This is a genomic window from Streptomyces sp. 2114.4 (genome assembly GCF_900187385.1).
Classification (GTDB): domain Bacteria; phylum Actinomycetota; class Actinomycetes; order Streptomycetales; family Streptomycetaceae; genus Streptomyces; species Streptomyces mooreae.
This window is the reverse complement of the sequence record NZ_FYEY01000001.1, coordinates 1-21963: the sequence shown is the minus strand read 5'-3', so window position 1 is coordinate 21963 and position 21963 is coordinate 1. Positions and strand designations below refer to the sequence as shown.

The following is a 21963-nucleotide window of genomic DNA, read 5'->3' as shown; positions in this document are numbered from 1 at the left end:
CGCGTCGACCAGACCTCCCTGCACCTGTCCGGGCGTTTTCGTTCAGCCCGTGATCAAGTCCAGTTGCACTTGTGGAGCGGTACAAACAGGGCGTGCGTGGCGTACGTCCAGCTCACGTTCGGCAGGTCCGACTCCAGGTCCCACGAGTTGCCGGTGTTCCAGCCGCCGTCGGACTCCTGGTGTGCGTACGCGGCGTGACACGCATACTGCTTACGCAGAGATTCCGCCTCGTCGGTCGTGTCCAGGCGCAGCGGATTCGGCGTGTTCGTCCACACCTCCTGCCATCCGTCGGCGGCCTTGTCGATGCCGCCCCGGAACCCGGCATCCGTCGGGTAGACCATCAGCACGAACTTGTCCGAGTCTGTCGGCAGGTTCACTCGCACCTGCTTGACGAGGCTGCCCGGTGCCTCCACCTCGTAGCCGGTGCACTCGCCGCCGCAGCCCTCCGACGCGCCGCCCGGAATCCAGAACAGCGTCGCACCCGAGGCGAACTTTTGCGTCACCTGCCGGTACGTGTGGACCCCCTTGGCATCCGTATACGAGTCGGTACCGTCCGTCTCGTCGGACGCCGGGTAGCCGAACGCGCTGTTCTCCCAGCCGTACTCGCCCCACGTCGCGCCGATCTTCCCCCATACCGGGTGGGCGCCGGTCGCCGCCGACCAGTACACGGTGCCGCCCTCGAACTCCTGGCGCACCCCCTTGCCGTCCGCGTTCTTCAGCTCGTCCGACTTCGGGTAGCCGAGCGCGGACGTCTCCCAGCCCATCGCCTGCCACTTGTCGCGCACCGCCCCCCATACCGGGTGGGCACCGGTCGCCGCCGACCAGTAGATCGAGCCGTTCTGGAAGTGGGTGTACCGGCCGCGCCCGTCGGGAGTGGTCATCTCGTCCGTCACCGGGCATTTCAGCGGCGAGGACACGTCATCCATCGCGATGTACTTGTCGAGGATGGCGCCGGAGACGGTCTTCCCGCAGAAGTCGCGGTCGGCTGCGGCTGCCGGGGACGACGTAAGGAAGGGGGCGGCCAGGCAGGCTGTCGCGAACAGGGCGAGTTTCCGAAGTGTTTTCACCCCGGAAAGGTACTGGGAAAAGAGGTGCGCGAGGAGAGGGAATCCGGCCGGGTTGCACCGGAATGTCCCCCCATAGGCCCTGCTTGCGGTAGGCCAGGCGCATGCGCTGCACCGTGGTACGCGAGACGCGGCCGAAGCCGAGCGCGGTCAGTCCTCGGCCTTGGCCTGTTCCAGCTCGGCCAGTGTGTGCCGCTCGGGGTCGTACTGTTCCCCTACAGCTCCTTCGCTGCCGGGCCCGTCGGCAAGGCCACATCCATCCGACTTCTCTCACATGCCGCTGCCAGACCAGCGCCTTTTCGCGCGCCGCGGCGGGCGTGGTCTCGAACAGCCCCCACTGCGGGGCCGCCTGCGGCACAGCGGCACCAATGACGGCGAAGCCGGGATCGGCGAACAGGTAGCCGGCGAACACGGCCTCACCACCGTCGTCCGGGCCGACCGGACAGGGCGACCACCTGCCATTTCACGCCGCGGAAGCGGACATGCGCCCCGACCTTCACAGCCGGCCGGGCATTGCGCCGCGCGGGCACCCGACACCTCCCGTCTCGCTGGCGCCGCTCCAGCTCCGCGGGCCGACGAGGGCGCGTTTGTGCAGCCGCGTCTCCAGATCTGTCGTCAGATGTCGGTAGAGGCGTCTCACGATCTCCGGAAGGTCAGCGCGGGCCATGCTTATCGCGGCTGGATCGAGTTGGCTCACCACCACACGCCCGTCGCGCCGGTCGTCACGGCTCCCTTCGTGATGGTGTGCTGGTCGTGCTGCGCTCGGTCGAGGTTCGCGCCCATGAGGTTGGCGCCCACGAGGTTCGCGCCATTCAGGTTTGCAGCCGTGAGGTTCAGATGACTGAGGTCGGTGCTGGCGAGACAGGTGTTGCGCAGGTCAGTAACCGCGCCGTTGTCCTTGCTGCGATCCCGGCGACCGAGAACAGTCAGCGCTGCCTGGACATCCAAAGTCAGCGAGTGCGGGGCCACAGCGACCGACGGGCACGGGCGCGGGCGCGGGCGCGGACGTGGGGGCGGGGGCGGGGGAAGAGCCCCGGAGGGCAGCAGGATGGCTTGCGGCGTGGCTTGTGGCAGGTTCGCGCGGACGAACGCGGAGAGCACCTGCACGATTGTTGGCTGATCTGGCGGCGAGTCGCGAGCGAGCCGTTCCAGCGCGTATACCGCGCCGAGTCGGGTCTGCAGGTGCTCCTCACCGAGGGTGCCGATCTGATCCATTGCCTTGGTATACCGGTCGGTGAACTGTCCCTGTTCGGTCGCGGACAGTGACTGCGCGGTGAATACCAACGCGGCCAGGGCGGTGAAGGTAGTGACCACGGAGCTGATTGCCGACCAGTTCATTTGCTGTCGGGGCGCTTCGGCCGCGGTCGGTTCTGCTGCGGACGTGGCCGGCTCCGTTGCCCGGGCGATCAGGCCGGGCCCGTCCGGGAGCTGGTCCCACTCCACTGGCGGCGTCATATCCGGGCTGGCTGTCGACCGCCGGGCCGATGCCCAGGACACCCCACAGCCAGCCAAGGCCACTATGGCCGTCAGCGTCCACCACCATGTCCCTAACCAGCTCGCGATGGCTGGCCAACCCGGCCACTGCCATGTCCCCAGGACTACTACGGCCACTGCCGTCATGCCCAGCCCGATGCTCGCCAGCCTCAACCTCTGCTGTCGTCGTCCGTCACTCATGCGGGAAGATCACACCACATACGGTGATCACTGCTGCACTTCGCCTGAACCGAAACAGATCCGTTGTCCGCCCCGCCAGTGCTGTGAATGCCCGAGCCGCGTACGCGGACGAGGCGGGACCGTTGCGGAACGCAGCGCCGTGCATCGCCCGCCACCTCCGCCAGCCGAGACTCGAAGACGCTGATGTTGCTCATCCACACCCCTCCCTTGTGTACCGCCCCAGCGAAGCTCACTCCTGAGCCGATCAGCCCTGTGGACGAACCCGCCCGACCGTCCCCGGGACCTGCCATGACGTCCCGTGGACGGCTGCCTGAGCCGATGGCACGGCTGCTTCACCACGCGTAGGCGGTTGGCGTCATGCCCACTGCACGCCCAGTGCTCGCAGCGCCTCCAGCTGCTCTTCGGTGAGCTTGTAGCGGCGCTGCTTCTGGTTGGCGTACCAGACGCCGACCTTGGTCTCGGTCCCCTCGGGCAGGGCCACCACTGCCTTGTGCGGCGGCTGGCCGCCCTCCTGCTCCATCCACTGGGCGAGGGCTGCGAGGCCGCGTTGGAAGGCATGCTGCGCCTTGCCCTGTCCCTTGGCCGCACGCTTCGCCGCCGGGTGAGGCTCGGAGGGGGCTTGTTGTGCGGGGTGGTGGTTGACCTGGTGTTGCTGGTTCGCTGAGAGGCCGAATGAGCGGTTCGAGCGGGGCGGTCGCGGTGTGTGAGCCGGGATTGTGTCTTCTGCGTTGAGAGAGGCCGTGCTCGTTGTAGGTGGCCTCAGCGCCCAAAGGCCCAGTGCGTATGTGCGCTGGTCAGGGCTTTCGCGGGCGCTTTTGCGACGGATGCCCAGGAATTGAGCAAACCGGCCCCCGGGGACGGCTGTAGGCGTCGGCGTGGAGGGGGAGTACTGGGCGGTCATGGCCACACCCGCCCCCTGGGGTGTGGGTGTGGCCATGACCGTTGCTGAAAGTCAGTTCCTTACCGGAGCAAGGCAGTCCTAGCTGCCACTACGGCCAGGACGACTGCGAAGGCTGGAAGCCCGAACAGCCTCAACCCGCCCTGACGCGACTGGGCGGCCCCGGCAGCTCCCCCGAGCGTCGCCGCGCCGGCCTGAGCGACTGCGAGCACGAGCAACCACAAGCGAGCTGGCCGGATTGCCTCAGCGTGACTGTTCATACCGTCTCCTTGTCGTGTTCTGTGATCCACGCGGGCCCGGCCGGAACATCAACGTCATTGAGCTCGGCGGCTCGGTGTGCGACGGCGTCCATGTGTGCGTCCCACTCCTGGCGAGTGAGGGGACGGCCCCCTGAACCTTCCGCGCGAGGCGACTCACGCAGCAGCTCCACGAGGACATCGTGAGCGTTGTACGGCACAGTGTCCTTCCTTCTGTCGAATCAACGGATTGAGCAGGAGCACCTCTCTAGGGACTCCTCCTGCGATCACGGGGCAGGGTCGTCCCCCGTGATCCCTAGAGGAGCCCTAGCGCAGGGTGCCGAGCTCGTCCGGCGGAAGGGACTTCAGCCGCTCCTCGGCCCTTTTCAGACGGGCCGTGACGGTCTTGCGGTCGATCCCGAGCTTCCGGGCGATCTCGACGGGCCCCATGGTTTCCCCGTGGGTCAGCAGGTAGATCTCTCGCTCACTCGGGTCGGGAAGGTACTTCTCCAGAAACACCTTGATCGCTTCGCGCTCGTTCACGCGGTCCACCAGCGCGTCCTTAGCCTCCACGTCCGGCTCCGGCAGCTTCTCCACCGGTACGGACAAGTTGTCCTGCCGGCGGTGGAAGTCCTTTCGGGCGTAACCGGAGCAGTGCACGAGGAAGGGCCACGGACCGCCCGTGAAGACGAAGTTCGGCTTCATGCGCGCCCGGTAGTAGCGGGCCTGCGCATCGATCACGATCTCCGACAGGTCCGGCTCGCGATAGCCGGCGTTGTAGATGAGACCGCGCAGGGCGTCCTGGTTGTCCCAGAGCTCCTGACTGATCTCCTCGCGAAGCCGCCTGGCCGCGGTCTCGGCCTCCTCAGCATCGACCGCAATGGTCTCGCCAATCGGCGCCGCCGCCTCGCTGGAGCCATCCTGGTACGGCCGCTGGCGCGGGAAGATCACCTCCTGGGTGTCCGACGGGGTCTTCGGACGGAAGACCGGCGGCGCCGTGGTGCCACCCGTCTCCCGTGATCGAAGACGCGGCGGCGACTGGTCGTCCGCCCCGTGCTCATCGGATCCTGCGTGCATGTGCTGTCCCTCTCGATCTCGCAGCGGATGACCCTGTTGGGGGAGATGTCGCGGCAGGCGACGGGATCGGGGGAGGGGACGGGAAGAAATCCGGGGCCTACTCTGGGCTCTTCTCCGCCGTGGGCTACGACGAAGGCCTCCGGGCGAACGGCGTTGGTCTCCTCGCCCCGGTGTAGGGGGAAGCCAACGATGATCGCCCGGAGGCCTGTTGCTGGTTCGCTCCAGTCAGTCCTTCTGGAGGATCATCCAGACCAGGGTGGCCGCCGCGATACCAATGCCGAGGGCGATGCCCAGCGCCGGGTTGATTAACGCGATGTACGTCACGATCCCGCACACCATCAATGCCACCAGCAAGATCAGCGACTTTCGGTCGTTGGTCATCAACACTCCACGTTCACGACAGGTTTGGAGGGGAAAGATCACCGCCGACGGCTCACTCATCTCGTGTGTCCCACGGCGGTCTTCGGGGGATAAGTCGCACAGATTTCGAAGAACGGGGAAACACCCAACTAGTTCCGTCCCTCCCCCAGACCGGCAAGCCGCATCCCCGGTATCAGTGCTCTCCGCTACAGACGAACTGGTGAGGTTGCCGCACGACGCAGCCGAGCAGTGTTCCTGCGGACGATTCGTCACATCATGGGAGCGGGTAGCGGAGTCTCTTGCAGCTTCCGCTCAGGCCAGACCTGCTCACCGAACCGGTGTTACCGCGCTGCATCCGGCCCCACGCACGAGGCCCCGGGCACGGCCATGACAGCCCGGGTCTCGTGCGGACCGGCTCAATCGCCGGACAACGGTGGCGTCATGCCCACTGCACGCCCAGTGCTCGCAGCGCCTCCAGCTGCTCTTCGGTGAGTTTGTCGCGTCGTTGTTTCTGGTTGGCGTACCAGATGCCGACTTTGGTCTCGGTCCCGTCGGGCAGGGCCACCACTGCCTTGCGCGGCGGCTGACCGCCTTCCCGTTCGACCCACTGTGTGAGGGCTGTGAGGCCCCGCTGGAAAGACTGTTGGGCTTTGCTGGGGCCCTTGGTGGCGCCGTTCGTGACCTGGGTGGCTTTATTCACGAGTAGTGGTTCTGGCTCAACTTCTGTGGTGGCACCACTGTGCGTGACGACTGACATTCCGTGTAGCAGGCCAGGGACTTGGCCCACCGCGCTATAGGGCGATCAGTCCGGCTGCCGTCTCCTTGAAGCCACAGGTATTGAAATAGAAGGGACGCAGGTGCTCCTCGAAGTCGACGTGAAGCCACTCACACTTCGCGGCACGGGCTTCTTTAGCCGCAGTTGCGACGAGCGCAGCTCCGACTCCGCTCGACCGGCGATGCTGCGCGACCACCGTGTCCAGGACGAAGGCATGAACTCCGCCGTCCCAGACCACGTTGACGAAGCCGATCAGAGAGTCGTCTTCCCGTGCACAGACCCAGCCGAGGCTGTGGCGCTCAAGTCGTTCTCGCCAGTCGGTCTGAGCGACCGGGTGACCGAAGCCGTCGGCGTGTAGGGCGTTGAGGGAGGCGTTATCAAAGTCGCCCCGCCATTCGTACTTGATCGTCACACCCCGATCGTATGTCCGTGCCGAGCCTGGTACTGACCGGATTATGGAGCGAGGAGAACCCGCTTGCGGAGCAGTTGAAATCCGGCGCGGCCGAACATTTGGCGCTTGAGCATCTTGATTCGGTTGACATGGCCTTCGACCGCCCCCGAGCTCCAAGGCAGGGTGAGTCCGGCGGTGACGGCGTCGAGGTCGCGGTCGATGCCGGCGGCGAGGGTGTGGAGGCTGGGCAGGTCGTCCTGCCGGACGGAGTCGAGCCACCCCGCGAGACGCTCGCCCTGACGCTCGGTGAGCATGGACGCGAAGGAGCGGACGTGCCGGGTGAGGGCATCGAGCTCGGGACAGTGCATGAGGACGGCCTTGAGCTGGAGTTGTTCGGGCTCAGTGAGCGTTTCCGGGCGGCTGAGGATCCATCCGGAGACTGTTCGGGGCGACGGCGGCCGGGCGGTCACAGATCGTGGTGAGGTGCGCTTCTTGTGCAGGTACGCACGGACGCGCTGGTAGCTCCCCTTGTAGCCGAGCGGCACGATCTCCTCCCACAGCTTCCACGCGTTGGTGAAGCCCTCGTTCCAGCGGTCGTCCAGGTACGGCTTGTATTCATCGAGGACTGAGGGCCGGTTCTGCCACTGGCCGGTGAACAGGTCCTCCGGCTTCGAGGCGTCGGCGAACCGTTTGACGGTATGCCAGGCCATGCCCAGTTGCCGCTGGACCGAACGCATGCTGTGTCCTGCCTCCAGAAGTGCGTGGACGGCGGCGTGCCGGGTCCGAGTGCGGTCTGCGAACCGGTGCCCGGTCGGCCACGGTGAACCGGACGGTTCTTCTTCCGGGGCTGACTCAGGGTCGGGTTCGGGGGGCGCAGGAACAAGGACTCGAAGGCACCGGCGGTGCTGGGCGACTGCCCGCTCGGCAGCCTCGGTCAGGTTGTGCCAGAGGTGCCACCGGTCCGCAACCTGAATGGCCTGCGGGGCACCAGCGGCGGCGCCCTCGGCGAAGAACGGGGCCCGGTCGCGGCAGACGACCTCAACGCCTGGCCGGTCGGCGAGCCAGGCCGCCAGGCTGGACGCCTCCCGGTCCGGCAGCAGGTCGACGGGGCGGCGGCTCTCGATATCGACGAGGACGGTGACGTAGTGGCGGCCCTTGCGAGTGGCGTACTCGTCGACGCCGACCACCCGCGGCGCGGGGACCTCGGGGTCGGGGAGTGCATCGACCAGCCGGAGCACAGTGCTGCGGCTGACGAGTACCCCGAGAACGCGGGCGATGCGGGCTCCGGCCCGGCCCGCGAGGGCCAGACCGACCGCAGCCAGGGTGGAGCGCAACCGCTCGGTCCGCTGAGCGTGCTGGCGTGTCAGGCCAGGTATCTGCTCGACGAACGTACGGCGCGCACACCCCGAGTTCCCACAGATGAACCGACGGACCCTCAGCTGGAGAACAACGCTTCGGCCACCGCTCGGCACATCGGCGGGAAACCGCAGGTAGGAACCATGCACCCGGTTCGACCAGACTTCGCAGACCGGGCACACGGCGCCGTCCGCGATGCAATGTGCATCAACGCGCACTATCTCGATGTTGACGTCCAACGACAGCACTGCGACATCCGCGATGGACGGGAACAACAGCTCCTTCAGCCGGAGCACGACCTCTTCCACGGCCCCGAACTGTCAGCCCAACCGTCCTGTTCACGGTCCATTTTCGGGCGAGTTCGCGTACGGCTCGAAGGAGCCTGGCTGTCACTCAGAGTGGCCGCGTCACAGAAGTTGAGCCAGAACCGCAACTAACGAACGAAGCCACCTGGGCGGGACCCGGAGCCTGGGCGGGCTGTACGCCCAGCGCGGACAGCCGTTCCTGCTGCTCGGTCGAGAGCTGTGCCCAGGTGCGATCTCTCGGGTTGGTGTCGGTGGTGGTGAGAGTCGGTCGTGCTGGTCCAGGGGTAGGTGTTACGGGGCTGGTCAGCGGCTGTTTACGGGTGGGCAGGCCGCTGTCATGGGGTGAGAGGTTGATGGGTGGATCGCTGTCGTGGGGCTTTATCGCATGGCAGCTGATGTTGTCTCAGGTTCGTGAGTTCTTATGCGGTGAGGTGGGCCGGTCGGTGTGATCGTGGGGTGGATCAAGAGGTAAGGGTCGGCCGTGGGCCTGTGCTGCCCAGGGGGTTGGTGGTGCGTCGTCTGCTGGAGCGGCAGCAGGCGGGGGAGCTGGCCACGCGGCATGTGCGTGCGGTCGCTGAGACGGTGGGTGTCTCGGAGCGTACGGTGTGGCGCTGGCTGGAGCAGGCGAAGGCGACCGGGCAGGTGGAGGCCGGGGTTCGGCAGGGGTATGCGGTGTCGGACGAGGTGTGGGCGCTGCTGGGCGAGGTGGGAGGGAATGTCGCTGAGCTGAGGCGCCGGCTGGCCGCTGCCAGCGGCGGGGCCCCGGTTCCGTCGGCGTCGACACTGCACCGGGTGATCCGCCGAGACCGACGGGCGGGGCGGGCTTTGCTGGTCGAGCGGGAGCCCGTGGTGGCCGGGCCGAGCAGGCCGGATCCGCTCAGCGAGCTGGGCTTGAACGTCGTGGCCGGCCAAGGCACCGGCGGGCAAGTCTTCCTGCGGGAGCAGAAGCATCTGGCACAGGTCCCGGTCCTGGTGCCGGGTGCGCAGGTGGTGCACACGCCCGCTGTGCGGTCGGTGTTGCGGACGGTCGCGCACGCGGCTGCGGTCGGGGCGGTGGTGTGCCTGTACGGCGATGCCGGCCAGGGCAAGACTGTCGCGTTGCAGTACGCCCTGTCGCAGCTGCCGCACCCGGCCCGGGTCCGCCGGGTCCATGTCGGTGTGCATCCGACGGTCCCCGAGCTGCGCCGGGTGCTCGCGGATGCCCTGGAGCTGGGCAGGCGTCTGCCGCGCGGGGCAGGGGGAGGCCGATCTGATGTTGGTGAACGCGCTGCGGCAGCCTCGTGTGCTGGTGCTGGACGAGGCACAGCGCCTTCCGGGGCCTGCGCTGGAGTTTCTGCGCGGGCTGTGGGACCACCCGGACACGGATACGGCACTCGTGCTCGCGGGGGCGGGCAGTGAACGGGCGATGCGCCGGGTACCTGCGCTGGCCTCTCGGGTGCTGACCTGGGAGCTGGTGCCGCGCCTCAGCCAGCGGGAGGTGGCCACCGTGATGGCTGCCTTCCACCCGCTGTGGGAGGACGTGACCGCGGACGATGTCGCGTGGGTGGACGAGCATGCGGGACACGGCAATTTCCGGACCTGGGCGAAGCTGACCTCGCACCTGACCGCCGAGACCTACGGTAAGAGCCGGGCGGTGGTGGACCGCCAGATGCTGGAGCGGGCCTGCGTACGGCTCATGGGGCCGCTGTGACCGGCGCGGCCGAGCCGGGAGAGGACGCTTCCCGCTCCGGCGTGCACCGGGAGGGCCCGGGCGTGCGGGGAAGCCTGCCTTCCTCCTCCCTGTCGGCGCTGCGCGGCCCTGCGGTGCGCCGGCTGCTCGCCCTGCGGCAGGACCAGAAACTGACAACGCGGCATGTGCGGCTGATGGCTCAGTCGTTGGAAGTGACCGAGCGCACGGTGTGGCGGTGGCTTGCCGCTGCTGAGCGTGACGAGTCAGCGGCCGCAGAGCCCGGGGCGCGAGCCCAGAGCAAAAACCGCTTCTCCGTCACCCCCGAAGTGCGCCGCCTGCTGGCTTTGGGAAGGGCAACGTCGCAGCGGTGCATCGTGAGCTGACCGCTCGCGCGACCAGGGGCGAGGGGGATCCGCCTCCCTCGATCCCGACGCTGCACCGGGCGATCCGCCGTGATCTGACGCCGGGGGAGCGGGCTGGACTTGCCGGTGGTGAGCGGGTCGCTCGTAAGCACGATGTGTTCCTGGCCCGGCCGCGGGGCTGGCGCAACCAGGTGTGGGAGACCGACCATGTGCAGGCCCCGGTGCTGGTCGATGTCGAGGGCAAGGCCCGCAGGCCGTGGATTACCTGGTTCACCGACTGCGCGACGAACGCGATCACTGGTGTCGCCGTGACGCCGGTGCATCCGTCGCGGGAGTCGGTGCTGGCCGCGCTGCGCTCCGCTGTCCTGCGTGAGAACCCCTACGGCCCGTTCGGCGGCCTGCCCGAGAAGGTACGGGTGGATCGCGGCAAGGACTTCCTGTCCCGGACGGTGACCGCGGCGTTCGATCTGCTGGACGTGACGGTGGAGGACCTGCCCGCCTACACCCCTCACCTCAAGGGCACCGTGGAGGGCCTGAACCGGGCGGTGGAGAGCATGTTCCTGGCCGCGCTGCCCGGCTATGCCCGCCAGCCGCGCCCCGGCAAACGTGCCTCCCGCCCGAAGAGCGAGGTACTGCTCAGCTTCGAGGACTTCACCGCCCGCCTGCTCGCCTGGACGCTGTGGTGGAACACCGAACACCAGCCCGCGCCCTTGCGGGGCAGGACCCCGCTTGAGGCGTGGCAGGACGATCCCACCCCGCTACGGGACGTGCCGGCCGCGGACCTGTGGACGTTCACCCTGGAAGACGCCGGCACCCGCACGCTGACCACCCGCGGCGTCCGCTTCCGCAGACGCGACTACGTGGGGCCGTGGATGACCGGGCTGGCCGGGATCCAGGTCCGGGTCCGCTTCATGCCCCACCACGACCACCGTATCGAGGTCTACCACGCCGCCACCGGCCGCTACCTCGGTCCTGCGGACCTGGCCGACCAGGCCACCGAGGAACAGGTCAGCGCCGTACGGAAGACGCGGGCGGCCCGTGCCCGCCGCCTGAAGAAGGACCTCGAAGCTTCCCAACGCGAGCGCTACGCCGCCGCCACCCAGGCCGAAGCCCCACAGCGGCTCGGCGCACTGACCACCGCCCAGGCCGGGACCGAACTCGCCCAGGCCACTGACACTGACCTGTCGGACCTTGCGCTGCCGGACCTCATCCCGCCAGCCGCGCCGCCGGCCGACTGGCGCACCCCTGCTTCCCTGGCCTTGCTGACCACGCCGGGCCTGCCCGCCCCGCGCCCGTCCGACCGTGAGTCAGCCTCTGCGGTCCCCGACGGCCCGGCCGGGCGGGCCGCGCCTTCCACCACCGACGAAGACGGAGACGCCTCGTGACCGCGGCCACCTACCAGTACGTCGACCTGTCCGATGCATCCGTGGTCACCACTCGCGCCCTGCTCACCGCCCGCGAGAACATCGGCGACACGGTCGCTGCCCGCGCCATGATGTGTATCCACGGCGGCGCCGGCTTCGGCAAGACCCTCGCCGTCAACACCTGCCTGCGCGAACTCGAACCCGGCGAGGACGTCCGCCGGGTCACCTTCCGGGCCCGTCCCACCGCCCGAGCGGTGCGCTACGAACTGTTCACCGCGCTCGACCTGGCCGGGGAACCACCGCGCCACCCCAGCGAGTTCGACCGTCTGCTGAAAACCGCTCTGGCTGAACGCCCCCGCACCTTCCTGGTCGACGAGGCCCAGTGGCTCAACGGGGAGGCGTTCGAGTACTTCCGCTACCTGTGGGACGAGCCTTCCACCCAGCTCGCGATCATCTTCGTCGGCGGTGAGGGCTGCCACACCGTGCTGCGCCGCGAACCGATGCTCTCCTCCCGCATCTTCATCTGGCAGCACTTCACCCGCCTCACCCCCAGCGAGGTCCTCGACGTCATCCCGCTGTTCCACCCGCTCTGGGCCGACGCCGACCCCGAGGACATCACCTTCGCCGACAGCCACGCCGCACACGGCAACTTCCGCGCCTGGGCCCAGCTGACCGCCCACACCCGCACCGCCCTAACCCGCACCGGCCGCCCCCGCGTCGACCAGGAACTGCTGCGCTGGGCCTTCAGCCGCCTCGCCTGACCACCACACCGCCATGCCGCTCGCCGCGCCACCGTCGCCTGTCACCGTGGTCATCGACCGCCATGACGACGCGCTCCACACCCACACCGCCCTGGCCGCCCACCATCCGCCGTCCGGCCGGATCACCCTGCACCCCGGCCCGGGCACCACCAGTGAAACCGGCCTCGCCCACGACCTTCTCGCCGCCCTGGGCAAGCCACCCCTGCTTCCAGGCCGCTTCCCAGGCGGTTGTCAGCCCGCATGGGAAGCCGCCACAGCCTGGATCACTGCCCTTCCTGTCACCCGGCTGACCATCCTGCGCGCCCACCGCCTCACCACTCACCGCACGATGCGCCTCCTCCAGCTACAGACCCTCACCGGTATCCACCTGACCCTGGTCTGTCACCGCCCACATCTTCCCGCCGCTCTGCACCAGGCCCTGCGGACGGCCGACTACTCCGTCACCGCCGACTTCGAGGCTGCCCGCCGCCACTACTACGGCACACCAGTCACCGAACTTCCACTCGCAGACGAGCCCGCCGGGCCGGCCAGCCGGTGGCTCACTCTGCCCGCACTGGAACGCCTCATCTCCTACGACAGCCCCCGCCCCTGCACCGACCCGTGCACCCCGCCCTCGATCGCCTGGCGGCACCGCCCACCGCCCGTGCCTCTCACCGCGCCCACCGCCCAGCGAGTCGCCCACCGCCTCCACGCAGCGACCGCACATCCCCGCCTGGCCGCGGCCATCGCCGCCGCACTGTTCACCGGCGCCTCCCTCCAGCAACTCGCCACCGCACGCCCCCGCGACTACGACGACACCGTGGCCACGCTCGCCCTGCACGACCGCGCCCGCTACACCGACGGCTGCGCCGCCCACCCCGTACCACCCTGGGCCAGCGTCTTCCTGCGGGCCGCTGTCTGCTTCACCCGGCTTGTCTCCGGCGAGGACCAGGAGCTGCTCGCCGCGCCAGGTGACCGTACGCCCCTGCTGCGCGTGGCGGAGACGGCCAAGCTGCGTCCGCCCCAGCCGCCCGCAGCCCGCCGCCAAGCCCCGGTCGGCCGTGTGGAGTGGGACTGGCGCGAGCGGCAGGAAGCCGAGCAGTACGAAGCGCCGTCCAGCCGCGCCCGACCCTCGCGACGCTGAACACCCTGTCGCGGTCGCTCAAGGGGCAGGCTCAGCCGATCGAGAAGTCGGCGAACTCGACATCGCTGAACGCGATGTGCAGGCCGTGGGCCCGGCGGCCCCATTCGCGGAAGTAGGCGTGCCCGAGCGCGCGGGCGAGGATCACCGTCTGCTGCTGCTCGCCCGCGCCGGCATGCCGGGCGGCGAACAGCTCCCGAGCCACCTCTCCCGGCAGATCCTGGGTGATCCACCGCACCCGCGGGTCGTCCGAGGACCCTGCCGCAGCAGCAAACCCGAACCGCGCCCTGGTATGGAAGACGAACCCCTCCGCCTCAGCCCGCGCACGCCGACGGGCCCGTACCCGGGGCTGCCACCGAGCCAGGACTGCTTCCTCGATCGCCCGAACGTGCGCCGGACCCGGGGGTCGACGTGCTCCTGGCCTCTTCGTCACCCACCGCTGCACGGTGCGCTGCGAAACCCCCAGCACGGCGGCCACCTGCCTGGTGGAACCCCGATGCGCTACCAGCAGGAAACGCAGGCGGGCCTCGGTGCTTGAGGGAACGGGCCGGGTGCGCAACGCGCGCTCCAAACCCTGCTCTATCTGTCCCACGTCCGCCTCTCGAAGCGGCCAGCCGACCAGGCCGACACGTGCAGTCCGTCGCGTCAGTTCTCCCACGTCGCCCTGCCCCTGCCGGCCAGGTTTCGCATTCTCCAGACAGCGCTGGCTGACGCAGGCTACGAGCCCCTGGGTGAGCATCAGCGACAAGCCGAAGGAGCGGGTCACGACAGAACGCGACCGGCATCCCAGTGCTGTCATTCTGGTATCGAGCCAAGAAGGGCGAGCCGGGCGGCGGCCTGTTCCGGCCCGAGCGGCGCCTCACGGTCCAGCAGCGCGGCCAGGCCCTCCCGGGCGGCGACCAGGTCGACCTGGTCGGGGTGGAGGCAGCTGTAACGCCGGTGGGCACTGAGTTCGGTCAGAAGACCCAGCGCGATCAGGCGCTCAACCGCGTAGGAGGACACCGTCGGCGGCTCGCCGGGCTCGTTCGGCGTACCCAGTGTTGCCGCGATCCGGTTCGCCGCCTCGTACGGCGAGAGCCGACCGCGACCACGCGAAACCGCGCACGCCCGGATCCGGGACCACGCCCACGTGCCGCGCCCAGCGCAGCACCACGACCGTCGTGTGCAGCCGCTTCGCGGCCTGGGCCTCGTCGTACTCGGTTCGCTCCAAGATCTCCATCGACCGCGGCGTCGTCTACCGGCATCCGATCCGCTACGTGCGCCTGCCCTGGACGCGGGCATGGAGGCCGTGCCCCGGTTCGGCGGGGGCCAGCCGCAGCCGCAGGCTGACACGACCGAGTCCAAGGGGCGTGGCTGCTGTGGGCTTCCTGATAGACCATGCGGGGTGATATCACTACGGTGAGTGATCTTGCGTGGCAGTAAGGCCGGGGGTGGGGCGTGGCTGGGAGGCTTGAGCCGGGTAGAGACGGAGCCCGGCCGGTGTTCGAGGGGTTTCCGGAGCCCAAGTCGCCAGAGGTTGTCGTGCTTGCCCCGCCGACCCAGAGCGCTCCCTTGCCCACGCCTCAGGTGTACCTGCAGTACATCTATGACGAGGACGACTGGGAGGACTTCACCGTCGAGTGGGTCCACCAGTTCGGTACCTGGGCCGGTCGTCCGTACATCCGGGTGCAGCGGATGGGCGGGGCTGGCGACCGCGGAGCGGACGTCGCAGCCTGCCTCTCCGAGCAAGGCACAGCGGGTGAGTGGCACTGCTATCAGTGCAAGCACTACCTCAAGCCGATCGGGCAGTCGGACGCTTTCCCGGAGATGGTCAAGATCTTCGTCGCGAAGATCCTCGGCACGTACGAGCTGCCCACGCGCTATGTCTTTGTCGCGCCAAAGATCGGCACGGGACTGGAGCGACTCCTGCTCAACCCGCCCCAGTTGAAGGAAGAGTTCTTCACGGCCTGGAACGCCAAGGACTCCAAGCTTGGGCAGAAGCCCAAGCTCAGCCCGGAGATGCGCACCGCGGTGGGGGACCTGGCTCAGGCGACGGACTTCTCGATGTTCGAAGCCAGGAACCTGGACGAGATTCTCGACCTGCACGCAGTGACGCCCCACCACGTGAGACGCTTCCCGCAACCGCTCAAGGCGCGCCCAGCGGCCGACCCGGCCCCACCCGACCAGGCACCCCATGAGGCTGTCTACGTCCGCAAGCTCCTGGATGCCTACAACGCGAAGCACGGCATTGCCCTGGAAACGCTTCAACAGGCACGCGACCATGCGAAAGTCAGCGGCCACCTCTTTCGCCAGCGTGCCGCCTTCTTCCACGCCGAGTCGCTCTGGCGTTTCGCCCAGGAGAGCGTCCCGGAAGCGACCTACACCGCGATCGAGACCGATCTGTACGACGCCGTGATCGAGATCGAAGACCGCGACCACGCCAGCGGCTACGCACGGCTGGAAGCCGTACTCGACGCGGCTGTCGCCCACACGCCGAACCCGGCGAACATCCTCGCCCCCGTCGTGAAGGTCATCGACCTCAAGGGCATGTGCCATCGTCTGGCCAACGACGACCGGCTGACCTGGTGCAAAGAGGAGACCCCGTGACCCCCCTCAACAGCCCCGTGGAGGCCGGGATGCGCGCTCTGGTCCTCCTGTCGGAAACCTTCCCGCGCCGCCTGGACGTCGCCCAGCTCGTCTACCTGGACCACGCCATGCTCCACAGCGGCGACCTCGACCACGGCCCCGCCAGCCTGCACCCCGACCTCCCCGCTGGCCCCGGCGAGCTCGGCCTGCGCCGCCACCTCATCGAGCAAGGCCTCAGGGTTCTACTGCGCGCCGGCCTCGCCGACATGACGACCACCGACGACGGCTTCATGTACGGGGCCACGGACGAGGCAGCGAGCTTCCTCAGCGCCTTGAAGGCCCCGTACGTCGGCCAGCTCATGGAACGGGCCGACTGGCTCACCAGCACCTATATGCACGAAGGAACGGACGTCCGCGAGGGCATGAAGCAGATCACCCAGCGCTGGTCTGGCCGTACCCACGTGAGTCCCGGCGACCTGGGAGAGGACGACCTGTGATCAGGCTGACCCTCGTACACCTGACCTTCCTCGGAATGGGGAAGCCCCCGGCTGCGGTCGAGTTCAGTCCCGGCCTGACGGTCATCTATGGCGCCTCCGACACAGGTAAGTCCTACGTCGAAGAGGCCGTGGACTACATGCTGGGCGCCAGCGAACTCAAGTCCATTCCGGAGGACGACGGCTACACCCGCATCCTCCTGGGCCTACGAGTGAGCGACGGCCGCAGTCTCACCCTGTCCCGGGCCATCGGCGGTGACACCATCGAGGTGTTCAACCACGAACTCCGAGAGGTGCCATCGGAGCCGGCAGACGAGACTCTCAAGTTCAAGCACAACGCCAAGTCGAAGAAGAACATCTCCCGCTATCTGCTGACCGTCCTGGGCATCGACGGCCAGAGAATCCTCCAGAGCGGCCGCGGCAACGTGCTGCCGCTGAATTTTCGGGACCTCGCGCGCCTGGCCGTCGTCAACGACACACGTATGGCAGACCAGCACTCCCCGGTACTCGGCACGCGGAATCCGCTGAACGAGACCAGGGAGAAGTCGGTCTTCAAACTCCTCCTCAGCGGGCAGGAGGAGCCAGAACGTCCTGCCGCGCCCAGCAATCTGGAGAAGCAGTTCGGCAAGGGCAAAATAGCTGTCATCGACCACCTGCTCGACGAGAGCCGCGAGAAGCTCACGATGGAGGCGAACCAGTCGCAACTGCGGGAGCGGCTCGACCGCCTGCAGACGTCCCTTGGCGAGGTGACCGCCGCCGCCGTCGAGCTTGCAGGGGTCCGCACCAGCCTCCTGCGCGACCGCCGGGGCCTGGAGGAGATCGACCTTGCGGCTCAGCAGCGGGCGGCCGAGGTCCAGCAACTGCTGGCGCGGTTTGGTCTACTCAAGGAGCAGTACGAGTCGGACCTGGCCCGGCTCCAGATGGTCGGTGAAGCTGGCACCCTCCTGGGCTACTTCCAGGCCGGGGCATGCGTCTTCTGCGGTGCCGAGCCACAACACCAGCACCCGGAGCACCACGTTGCCGAGAGCACCCAGCTGGCAACGTCTGTAGCTGCGGAGACACGTAAGACAACCGACCTGCTCAACGACCTGCTCCTCATGATCGAAGACCTGGAAGACCAAGCGGCCGACATAGAGTCGGCCCGGGCTGCCCGTGAGGAACAGCTCACGCTCAACGCTGCGGAGCTCCACGCACTCGATCAACGAATGCAGCCCGTCGACACGGATGCCACCCAGCTGCTGAACGCCCGCTCACGGGTTGAAAACGAGCTTGCCCTGCACGCTCAGATCGAGCAGCTCGAAGACCTCAAGGCAACGCTTTCCACCGTGGCACCTGCCCTGCAGGTAGCCCGCCCCGACGGCATTCCCGCCGCCGACGTTGCCGACTTCGAGCGCATCATCCATGAGACCTTGGAAGCCTGGCACGTCCCGGGGAACAACCACGTCATCTACGACCCGACGGACGCCGAACTTTCCGTCGACGGGCAGCCAAGGAGGAGCCGCGGCAGGGGGATGCGGTCCATCCTCCATGCCGCCTTCGCCGTATCACTGGCGCGCCGAAACACTGCCCGCGACCTGATCCATCCGGGCTTCGTCGTACTTGACACGCCAGTTCTCACCTACCGCCGACCCGAAGACCCGCACGAAGAAAATCCCGAGCTGATGACCGCCGACGTCGTCGAGAACTTTTACCGGGACCTCATCGAAAACTCCCCGGGGCAGGTCATCGTGATTGAGAACCCCACGCCGCCGGCGAGCATCAGAGGGCATGCTGCCGTCCACGCATTCAGCGTGGACGGCTCGGCACGTCAGGGGTTCTTCCCGCCCCGAGGCCGGCAGTGAGAACTGGGCGACCAACACGGAGCGCGCCTTAGGCCCAGTCGACGCCCAGCTCCCGCAGCGCGCCCAGCTGCTCTGGGGTGAGCTTGTCGCGCCTGGACTTGGTGTTGGAGACCCACACGCCCAGTTTCACCACTACCGGCTCCTCCCCGTCGACGGCGGTCTCCTCGCTGTGGCCGCGGGGCACTGGCCGGTGGGCGCCTTCCCGCTCCACCCACTGCGCGAGCGCGGCCAGGCCCTGCTGGAACGCCGCCTGGGCCTTGCCCGGCCCTCTCGTCGCGCGCACGGCTGCCGGGGCGGGAGACGGCGCCTCAGCGCCCTTGATGCCCAGTGTGGCCAGCCGCTCCCGCTGTTCGGGCAGGAGCTGAGCCCAGGTGCCTGGCTCCTGCTGCCGCCACCTCCAGGTGCCGATGTCATCGCCGTCCATGAGCACGCCGGGGGCGATGTAGATGTAGGAGAGGTGCCCGTCGGCGTCGACCAGGTCGGCGAGCACCCGGTAGTGGCGCTGCCAGCTCAGCGGCCACGGGCAGTCCCAGTCCGGGTCGATCTCCGTCAGCTGCGCCGCGCGCACGGCGGCCCGCTGCGGGTCCTTGCCCAGGCCGCCCTTCCGGCGCAGGTTCGCCATGTGCTGCCCGATGGGCACCATCGCCTCGCCCTCGCCCCACACCGCGTCCTGACGCGGCGCGAGGTGCCCCGTCGCCCGCCGGAACGAGCGGAGCGCGGCCAGCTTGGCCTCCCACGCCTCTTCGCCCGGCTCCCAGAGCATCCCGGCCTCCGGGGCGTCCAGCAGCGTCTTGCGGCGCTCCTCCAGCTCCCCGGCCCGCAGGGCCTTGCGCTGCTGGTGCACCCACCGCCCGAGGGGGAAGTCCTTGGTGACGCCGACCTCGGTCTCGACGTCGTACGGGACGGCGTAGACGCCGGTGATCTGGTTCTCCGCCCGCCAGCGCAGCAGGGCCTGGTAGCCCTCCAGCCACACCAGGGACTCCGGCCGGTAGACGCGGGTGCGCAGGAAGGCCGCGATGGTCGCCGCGTCGCGGGGAGAGGAGAAGTGCAGCAGCGCCGACTCGGCAGCGGCGTCGGTGTCGTCCTGCTCCTGGTCGTCGCCGTCGTTCTCGCCGCCGGCCCCGACGATCCGCCCGTCCTCATCGCGCTGGACGTGGACTGTGCGCTTGCCGCTGGTGAGGGCGCGGGAGGCGAGCTGCTCGACCAGGCGCTCATCGTGTGAGCGCAGGCCCTGGAGGACCGCTACAAGGGGGCGGAAGCTGGCGCTGGCGACCATGTCGGTCGGGTCCTCGTTCGGCTCCAGGAACACCGGCACGATGATCCTGGCCACCTTCGTGCTGCCGTCCTTGTTGAGGCGGAGCGCGCGGCCGATGTTCTGGACGATTTCGACCTGGGAGCCGCGGGTGTCGGCGAAGCAGACGGCCTCGACTCCCCGGTCGCCGGTGATGTCGACGCCTTCACCGAGGACGCGAACGCTGGCGAGGAAGGCGCGGTGGACCCGGTGTCCGGCCGTGTCGATGCCGTTGGCGAACTGGCGGATCTTCTCGCGCCGTTCGGCGACGGTGTGGTCGCCGCACAGCCACGCTGACCAGACACGGTCCGGCGGGACGTGGCGGCCGGCCTCGAGTTCGTAGAACTCCGCGTCGATGGAGGACTTCGGCAGCTTGTCGGCGGCGGCCAGGTCGTCGCCTGTGGCGTCGTGGACGTACAGCTCGGCTGCCGTCGCCGGGAGCTTGTCCGCGAACGCGGCGGCCTCCTCCACCTTCTGGTGGAACGTCATGACCGTACGAAGACCGTACGCCGCGGCGTGCTCCAACAGCGCGGTCTGCAGAAGCGCCAGACGCCGGCCGCGCCGCGCCTCCTCCGACTCCCCGATGACCGGCGAGGGATCGCGGATCTCCAGCACGTCGATCTCGAAGCCGGCGAGAATCTCGCGCTCGATCGCCTCCGAGAGCCCGAGCTCTGCGAGCCACGTGCCGTACGTGCCGTCCGGGTCGTCAGCCATGGTCGCGATCTCCGCCTCCTGGCCGTCCGCGCCCTTCTGCGGGCGGGCCGCGGCGAGGATGCGCGGGGTCGCGGTGAGGTAGAGCCGGAAGTCCGCCGGGATGCGGGCGTTGTCGTGGATCGCTGCCCACGGCCGCCCAAGATCACCGGCGGTGCCGTGGGCCTCATCCACGATTGCGAGGTGGAAGCCGTCCATGCGCTGGCCGTAGAGCCGCTCCCCGCCCGCCAGAGCGGCCTCCAGCGGCCCGCGAACCTTCCGCTGGCCCACGGGTGCGTCGATGTCCTCGCGGTCCACGAGAGAGGCGTACGTGGCGAACACGACCACGGGCCCCTGCCCGGCCCACAGGGCGAGCTGGATCGGGTTCGTGGTGGTGCGCACCCCCAGCTCGTTCAGCACCGCGTCGTTCTCCAGCGAGCACACCGCGACCATCGGGGCCCGGTGGCCCACCAGGCGCCACGCCTGGGCGGTCTGCGCGAGCAGGTCCAGTGTGGGCACGGTAACGAGGATCCGGCCGTCCGCGAACGACTCCAGCGCGCACGCGGCGGCCGTGATCGTCTTGCCCGAACCGGTCGCTGACACGATCGTGCCCCGGGCACCCTGCGGGGGCACAGATGACCTTGCAGGGAATCCCACCCACCTACGAAACGCGGACCGCTGATCTACCTGGTGTTCCTTGAGCCGAATCGCTGACATTTCCTTGCCTCCCCGAGCGCTGAATTCGTGTGGTATTTCAGAGGGCCGCGTGCGGAATGCAGGCCGCGCCCAAGTCGTTCCAGATCGACGCATCCGCCTTGTGCCAGCCGCCGGGCTTTCCGTCCTTGAAGGGCGGCTTGTTGTCCGGGTCGTAGTGACCGGCATCGAGCGTGCAGACGATGACGCCCCCGTCGCTGTTCCTCGTCCGTGCCGTGCAGAGGCCACCGGCCTCGCCCAGTGCCTCCAGCGCCCGGCGCCGCTGCGTGGTGTGCGGGTACGTGCGCGGCAGGACGGTCTCCCTGACGAACTTCTCCAGCCGTACCAGGTCCGTCCGCTCACGCTGCCTCACGTCCGCGAGATGTACGGCCAGTTCAGCGGCCCCGGCTGACCGGCCACCACGCCGGGACCAGTCCCGGTCAGCGATGCCCACCAGAGCCTCGCTCACGGCCGTTACGCCCTCGTCCCAGCCGTCCGCGAACAGCTCACCCCGAGAGGCCGGCGCCATGCCGTCCAGCTCGACTACCTCGCTCTGCGCCCCGGCGACCGCTCCGGCCTCCAGCGCGACCACCAGGTCGTCCGCCTCGCTCGCGGGCACACCCTGCGCCTCCAGGAGCGCGAACAGCCTCAACCGGGCGTTGGTGCCCGCCGTCTGATACCGGCTCACCCGGCGCACAGAATCGCTGCTCAGCGCGGGATCGGCTCCGGTAGATTCGTGGTGACCGGTCATCTGCGGTCGTTCCTCTCGGAATTCCGGGCAGGTACCTGGTTGGTTGGGGGTGTCTCGCGTTTCCGCCAACGCTACATGCTGCATCAGTCTGATGTACGCGGCACACGGGAACCCACACGATCGAGCGATCCCCACCCTTCGCAGCCAGCCGGCCCGCGTCAGCGGGCTTTAAAGGCCCTGGAGGCGAAGCCGGAGGGGCCGTTGGGCGGGGAGTTGTAGTGGTCCG

The 21963-nt window shown here is 68.6% G+C and carries 18 protein-coding genes and 3 pseudogenes; 7 read left to right on the top strand and 14 right to left on the bottom strand.

Going from position 1 to position 21963, the window contains the following annotated elements; translation table 11 throughout:
• Positions 1-53: 53 nt before the first annotated feature.
• The 8 genes and pseudogenes from CFW40_RS00105 to CFW40_RS00065 all read right to left on the bottom strand — a co-directional run bounded on the left by CFW40_RS00105 (position 54) and on the right by CFW40_RS00065 (position 8139).
• Positions 54-1067, bottom strand: a complete 1014-nt coding sequence (locus tag CFW40_RS00105; protein ID WP_143034498.1) for an LGFP repeat-containing protein — start codon at positions 1065-1067, stop codon at positions 54-56.
• Positions 1068-1757: 690 nt separating this feature from the next.
• A complete protein-coding gene (locus CFW40_RS00095) occupies positions 1758-2507 on the bottom strand; it encodes a pentapeptide repeat-containing protein (RefSeq protein WP_107446733.1) in 750 nt (249 codons plus the stop codon).
• A 586-nt stretch (positions 2508-3093) separates the two neighbouring features.
• Positions 3094-3258, bottom strand: a complete 165-nt coding sequence (locus CFW40_RS38820; protein ID WP_371127239.1) for a helicase associated domain-containing protein — start codon at positions 3256-3258, stop codon at positions 3094-3096.
• A gap of 941 nt (positions 3259-4199) precedes the next feature.
• Entirely contained in the window at positions 4200-4823 is a 624-nt protein-coding gene (locus tag CFW40_RS00080; protein ID WP_176956272.1) for a sigma-70 family RNA polymerase sigma factor, read from the bottom strand.
• Positions 4824-5174: 351 nt separating this feature from the next.
• A complete protein-coding gene (locus CFW40_RS36865) occupies positions 5175-5330 on the bottom strand; it encodes a hypothetical protein (RefSeq protein ID WP_176956271.1) in 156 nt (51 codons plus the stop codon).
• Positions 5331-5748: 418 nt separating this feature from the next.
• Positions 5749-5979 (bottom strand): annotated as a pseudogene (locus tag CFW40_RS00075) (helicase associated domain-containing protein); the annotation flags it as partial.
• A 121-nt stretch (positions 5980-6100) separates the two neighbouring features.
• Positions 6101-6496 carry a GNAT family N-acetyltransferase gene (locus tag CFW40_RS00070; protein WP_088795790.1) on the bottom strand — a complete coding sequence of 132 codons (396 nt, stop codon included), beginning with the start codon at positions 6494-6496 and terminating at the stop codon, positions 6101-6103.
• Positions 6497-6537: 41 nt separating this feature from the next.
• Positions 6538-8139 (bottom strand): ISL3 family transposase, encoded by a 1602-nt coding sequence (locus tag CFW40_RS00065; RefSeq protein ID WP_218136773.1) that lies wholly within the window; start codon positions 8137-8139, stop codon positions 6538-6540.
• A 1249-nt stretch (positions 8140-9388) separates the two neighbouring features.
• Here CFW40_RS00065 and CFW40_RS00055 point away from each other — a divergent pair.
• From CFW40_RS00055 to CFW40_RS00040, 4 genes and pseudogenes are all read left to right on the top strand, one after another.
• The gene (locus CFW40_RS00055; RefSeq protein WP_119098188.1) at positions 9389-9826 is read left to right on the top strand and encodes an ATP-binding protein; all 438 of its coding nucleotides are present in this window, start codon (positions 9389-9391) and stop codon (positions 9824-9826) included.
• 113 nt (positions 9827-9939) lie between these two features.
• Positions 9940-11552: pseudogene (locus tag CFW40_RS00050) on the top strand (Mu transposase C-terminal domain-containing protein).
• Positions 11549-12292, top strand: a complete 744-nt coding sequence (locus tag CFW40_RS00045) for an ATP-binding protein (protein WP_176956270.1) — start codon at positions 11549-11551, stop codon at positions 12290-12292. The pseudogene CFW40_RS00050 and the gene CFW40_RS00045 overlap by 4 nt, the downstream one beginning before the upstream one ends.
• A 13-nt stretch (positions 12293-12305) precedes the next feature.
• Positions 12306-13415, top strand: a complete 1110-nt coding sequence (locus CFW40_RS00040) for a hypothetical protein (RefSeq protein ID WP_256331096.1) — start codon at positions 12306-12308, stop codon at positions 13413-13415.
• Positions 13416-13446: 31 nt separating this feature from the next.
• Here CFW40_RS00040 and CFW40_RS37635 read toward each other — a convergent pair whose 3' ends face one another.
• From CFW40_RS37635 to CFW40_RS37620, 4 genes and pseudogenes are all read right to left on the bottom strand, one after another.
• Positions 13447-13650: a terminal protein Tpg-like protein gene (locus tag CFW40_RS37635; protein WP_256331842.1), complete on the bottom strand. Its 204-nt coding sequence runs from the start codon at positions 13648-13650 to the stop codon at positions 13447-13449.
• A 204-nt stretch (positions 13651-13854) separates the two neighbouring features.
• Positions 13855-14151 (bottom strand): annotated as a pseudogene (locus CFW40_RS37630) (hypothetical protein); the annotation flags it as partial.
• Between the two features lie 56 nt (positions 14152-14207).
• Positions 14208-14414 (bottom strand): hypothetical protein, encoded by a 207-nt coding sequence (locus tag CFW40_RS37625; RefSeq protein ID WP_256331095.1) that lies wholly within the window; start codon positions 14412-14414, stop codon positions 14208-14210.
• Positions 14395-14622 carry a hypothetical protein gene (locus tag CFW40_RS37620; RefSeq protein ID WP_256331094.1) on the bottom strand — a complete coding sequence of 76 codons (228 nt, stop codon included), beginning with the start codon at positions 14620-14622 and terminating at the stop codon, positions 14395-14397. The genes CFW40_RS37625 and CFW40_RS37620 overlap by 20 nt, the downstream gene beginning before the upstream one ends.
• A 341-nt stretch (positions 14623-14963) precedes the next feature.
• On the opposite strand from CFW40_RS37620, the gene CFW40_RS00025 reads away from it, so the two are divergent.
• Genes CFW40_RS00025 through CFW40_RS00015 form a run of 3 tightly spaced genes read left to right on the top strand, consistent with a single transcriptional unit; the run spans position 14964 to position 18312 of the window.
• Positions 14964-15998, top strand: coding sequence for an ABC-three component system protein (locus CFW40_RS00025; RefSeq protein ID WP_143034497.1), 1035 nt, complete (start codon positions 14964-14966; stop codon positions 15996-15998).
• Positions 15995-16474: an ABC-three component system middle component 2 gene (locus CFW40_RS00020; RefSeq protein ID WP_088795786.1), complete on the top strand. Its 480-nt coding sequence runs from the start codon at positions 15995-15997 to the stop codon at positions 16472-16474. The genes CFW40_RS00025 and CFW40_RS00020 overlap by 4 nt, the downstream gene beginning before the upstream one ends.
• Complete coding sequence (locus CFW40_RS00015) at positions 16471-18312, top strand: hypothetical protein (protein ID WP_088795785.1); 1842 nt, start codon at positions 16471-16473, stop codon at positions 18310-18312. Before CFW40_RS00020 ends, CFW40_RS00015 begins: the two co-directional genes overlap by 4 nt.
• Before the next feature lie 28 nt (positions 18313-18340).
• Here the strand turns inward: CFW40_RS00015 and CFW40_RS00010 are convergent, their stop codons facing one another.
• Both CFW40_RS00010 and CFW40_RS00005 read right to left on the bottom strand, forming a co-directional pair.
• Positions 18341-21010 (bottom strand): DEAD/DEAH box helicase, encoded by a 2670-nt coding sequence (locus CFW40_RS00010; protein ID WP_088795784.1) that lies wholly within the window; start codon positions 21008-21010, stop codon positions 18341-18343.
• Positions 21011-21047: 37 nt separating this feature from the next.
• Positions 21048-21674, bottom strand: a complete 627-nt coding sequence (locus CFW40_RS00005) for a hypothetical protein (protein ID WP_256992056.1) — start codon at positions 21672-21674, stop codon at positions 21048-21050.
• Between the last annotated feature and the right edge of the window lie 289 nt (positions 21675-21963).

Bases quoted from the DNA above. Each gene is read 5' to 3' on its own strand.
- CFW40_RS38820 (WP_371127239.1), bottom strand. From the start codon at position 3,258: ATGGAGCAGGAGGGCGGCCAGCCGCCGCACAAGGCAGTGGTGGCCCTG.
- CFW40_RS36865 (WP_176956271.1), bottom strand. From the start codon at position 5,330: ATGACCAACGACCGAAAGTCGCTGATCTTGCTGGTGGCATTGATGGTG.
- CFW40_RS00055 (WP_119098188.1), top strand. From the start codon at position 9,389: ATGTTGGTGAACGCGCTGCGGCAGCCTCGTGTGCTGGTGCTGGACGAG.
- CFW40_RS00040 (WP_256331096.1), top strand. From the start codon at position 12,306: ATGCCGCTCGCCGCGCCACCGTCGCCTGTCACCGTGGTCATCGACCGC.
- CFW40_RS00010 (WP_088795784.1), bottom strand. From the start codon at position 21,010: ATGTCAGCGATTCGGCTCAAGGAACACCAGGTAGATCAGCGGTCCGCG.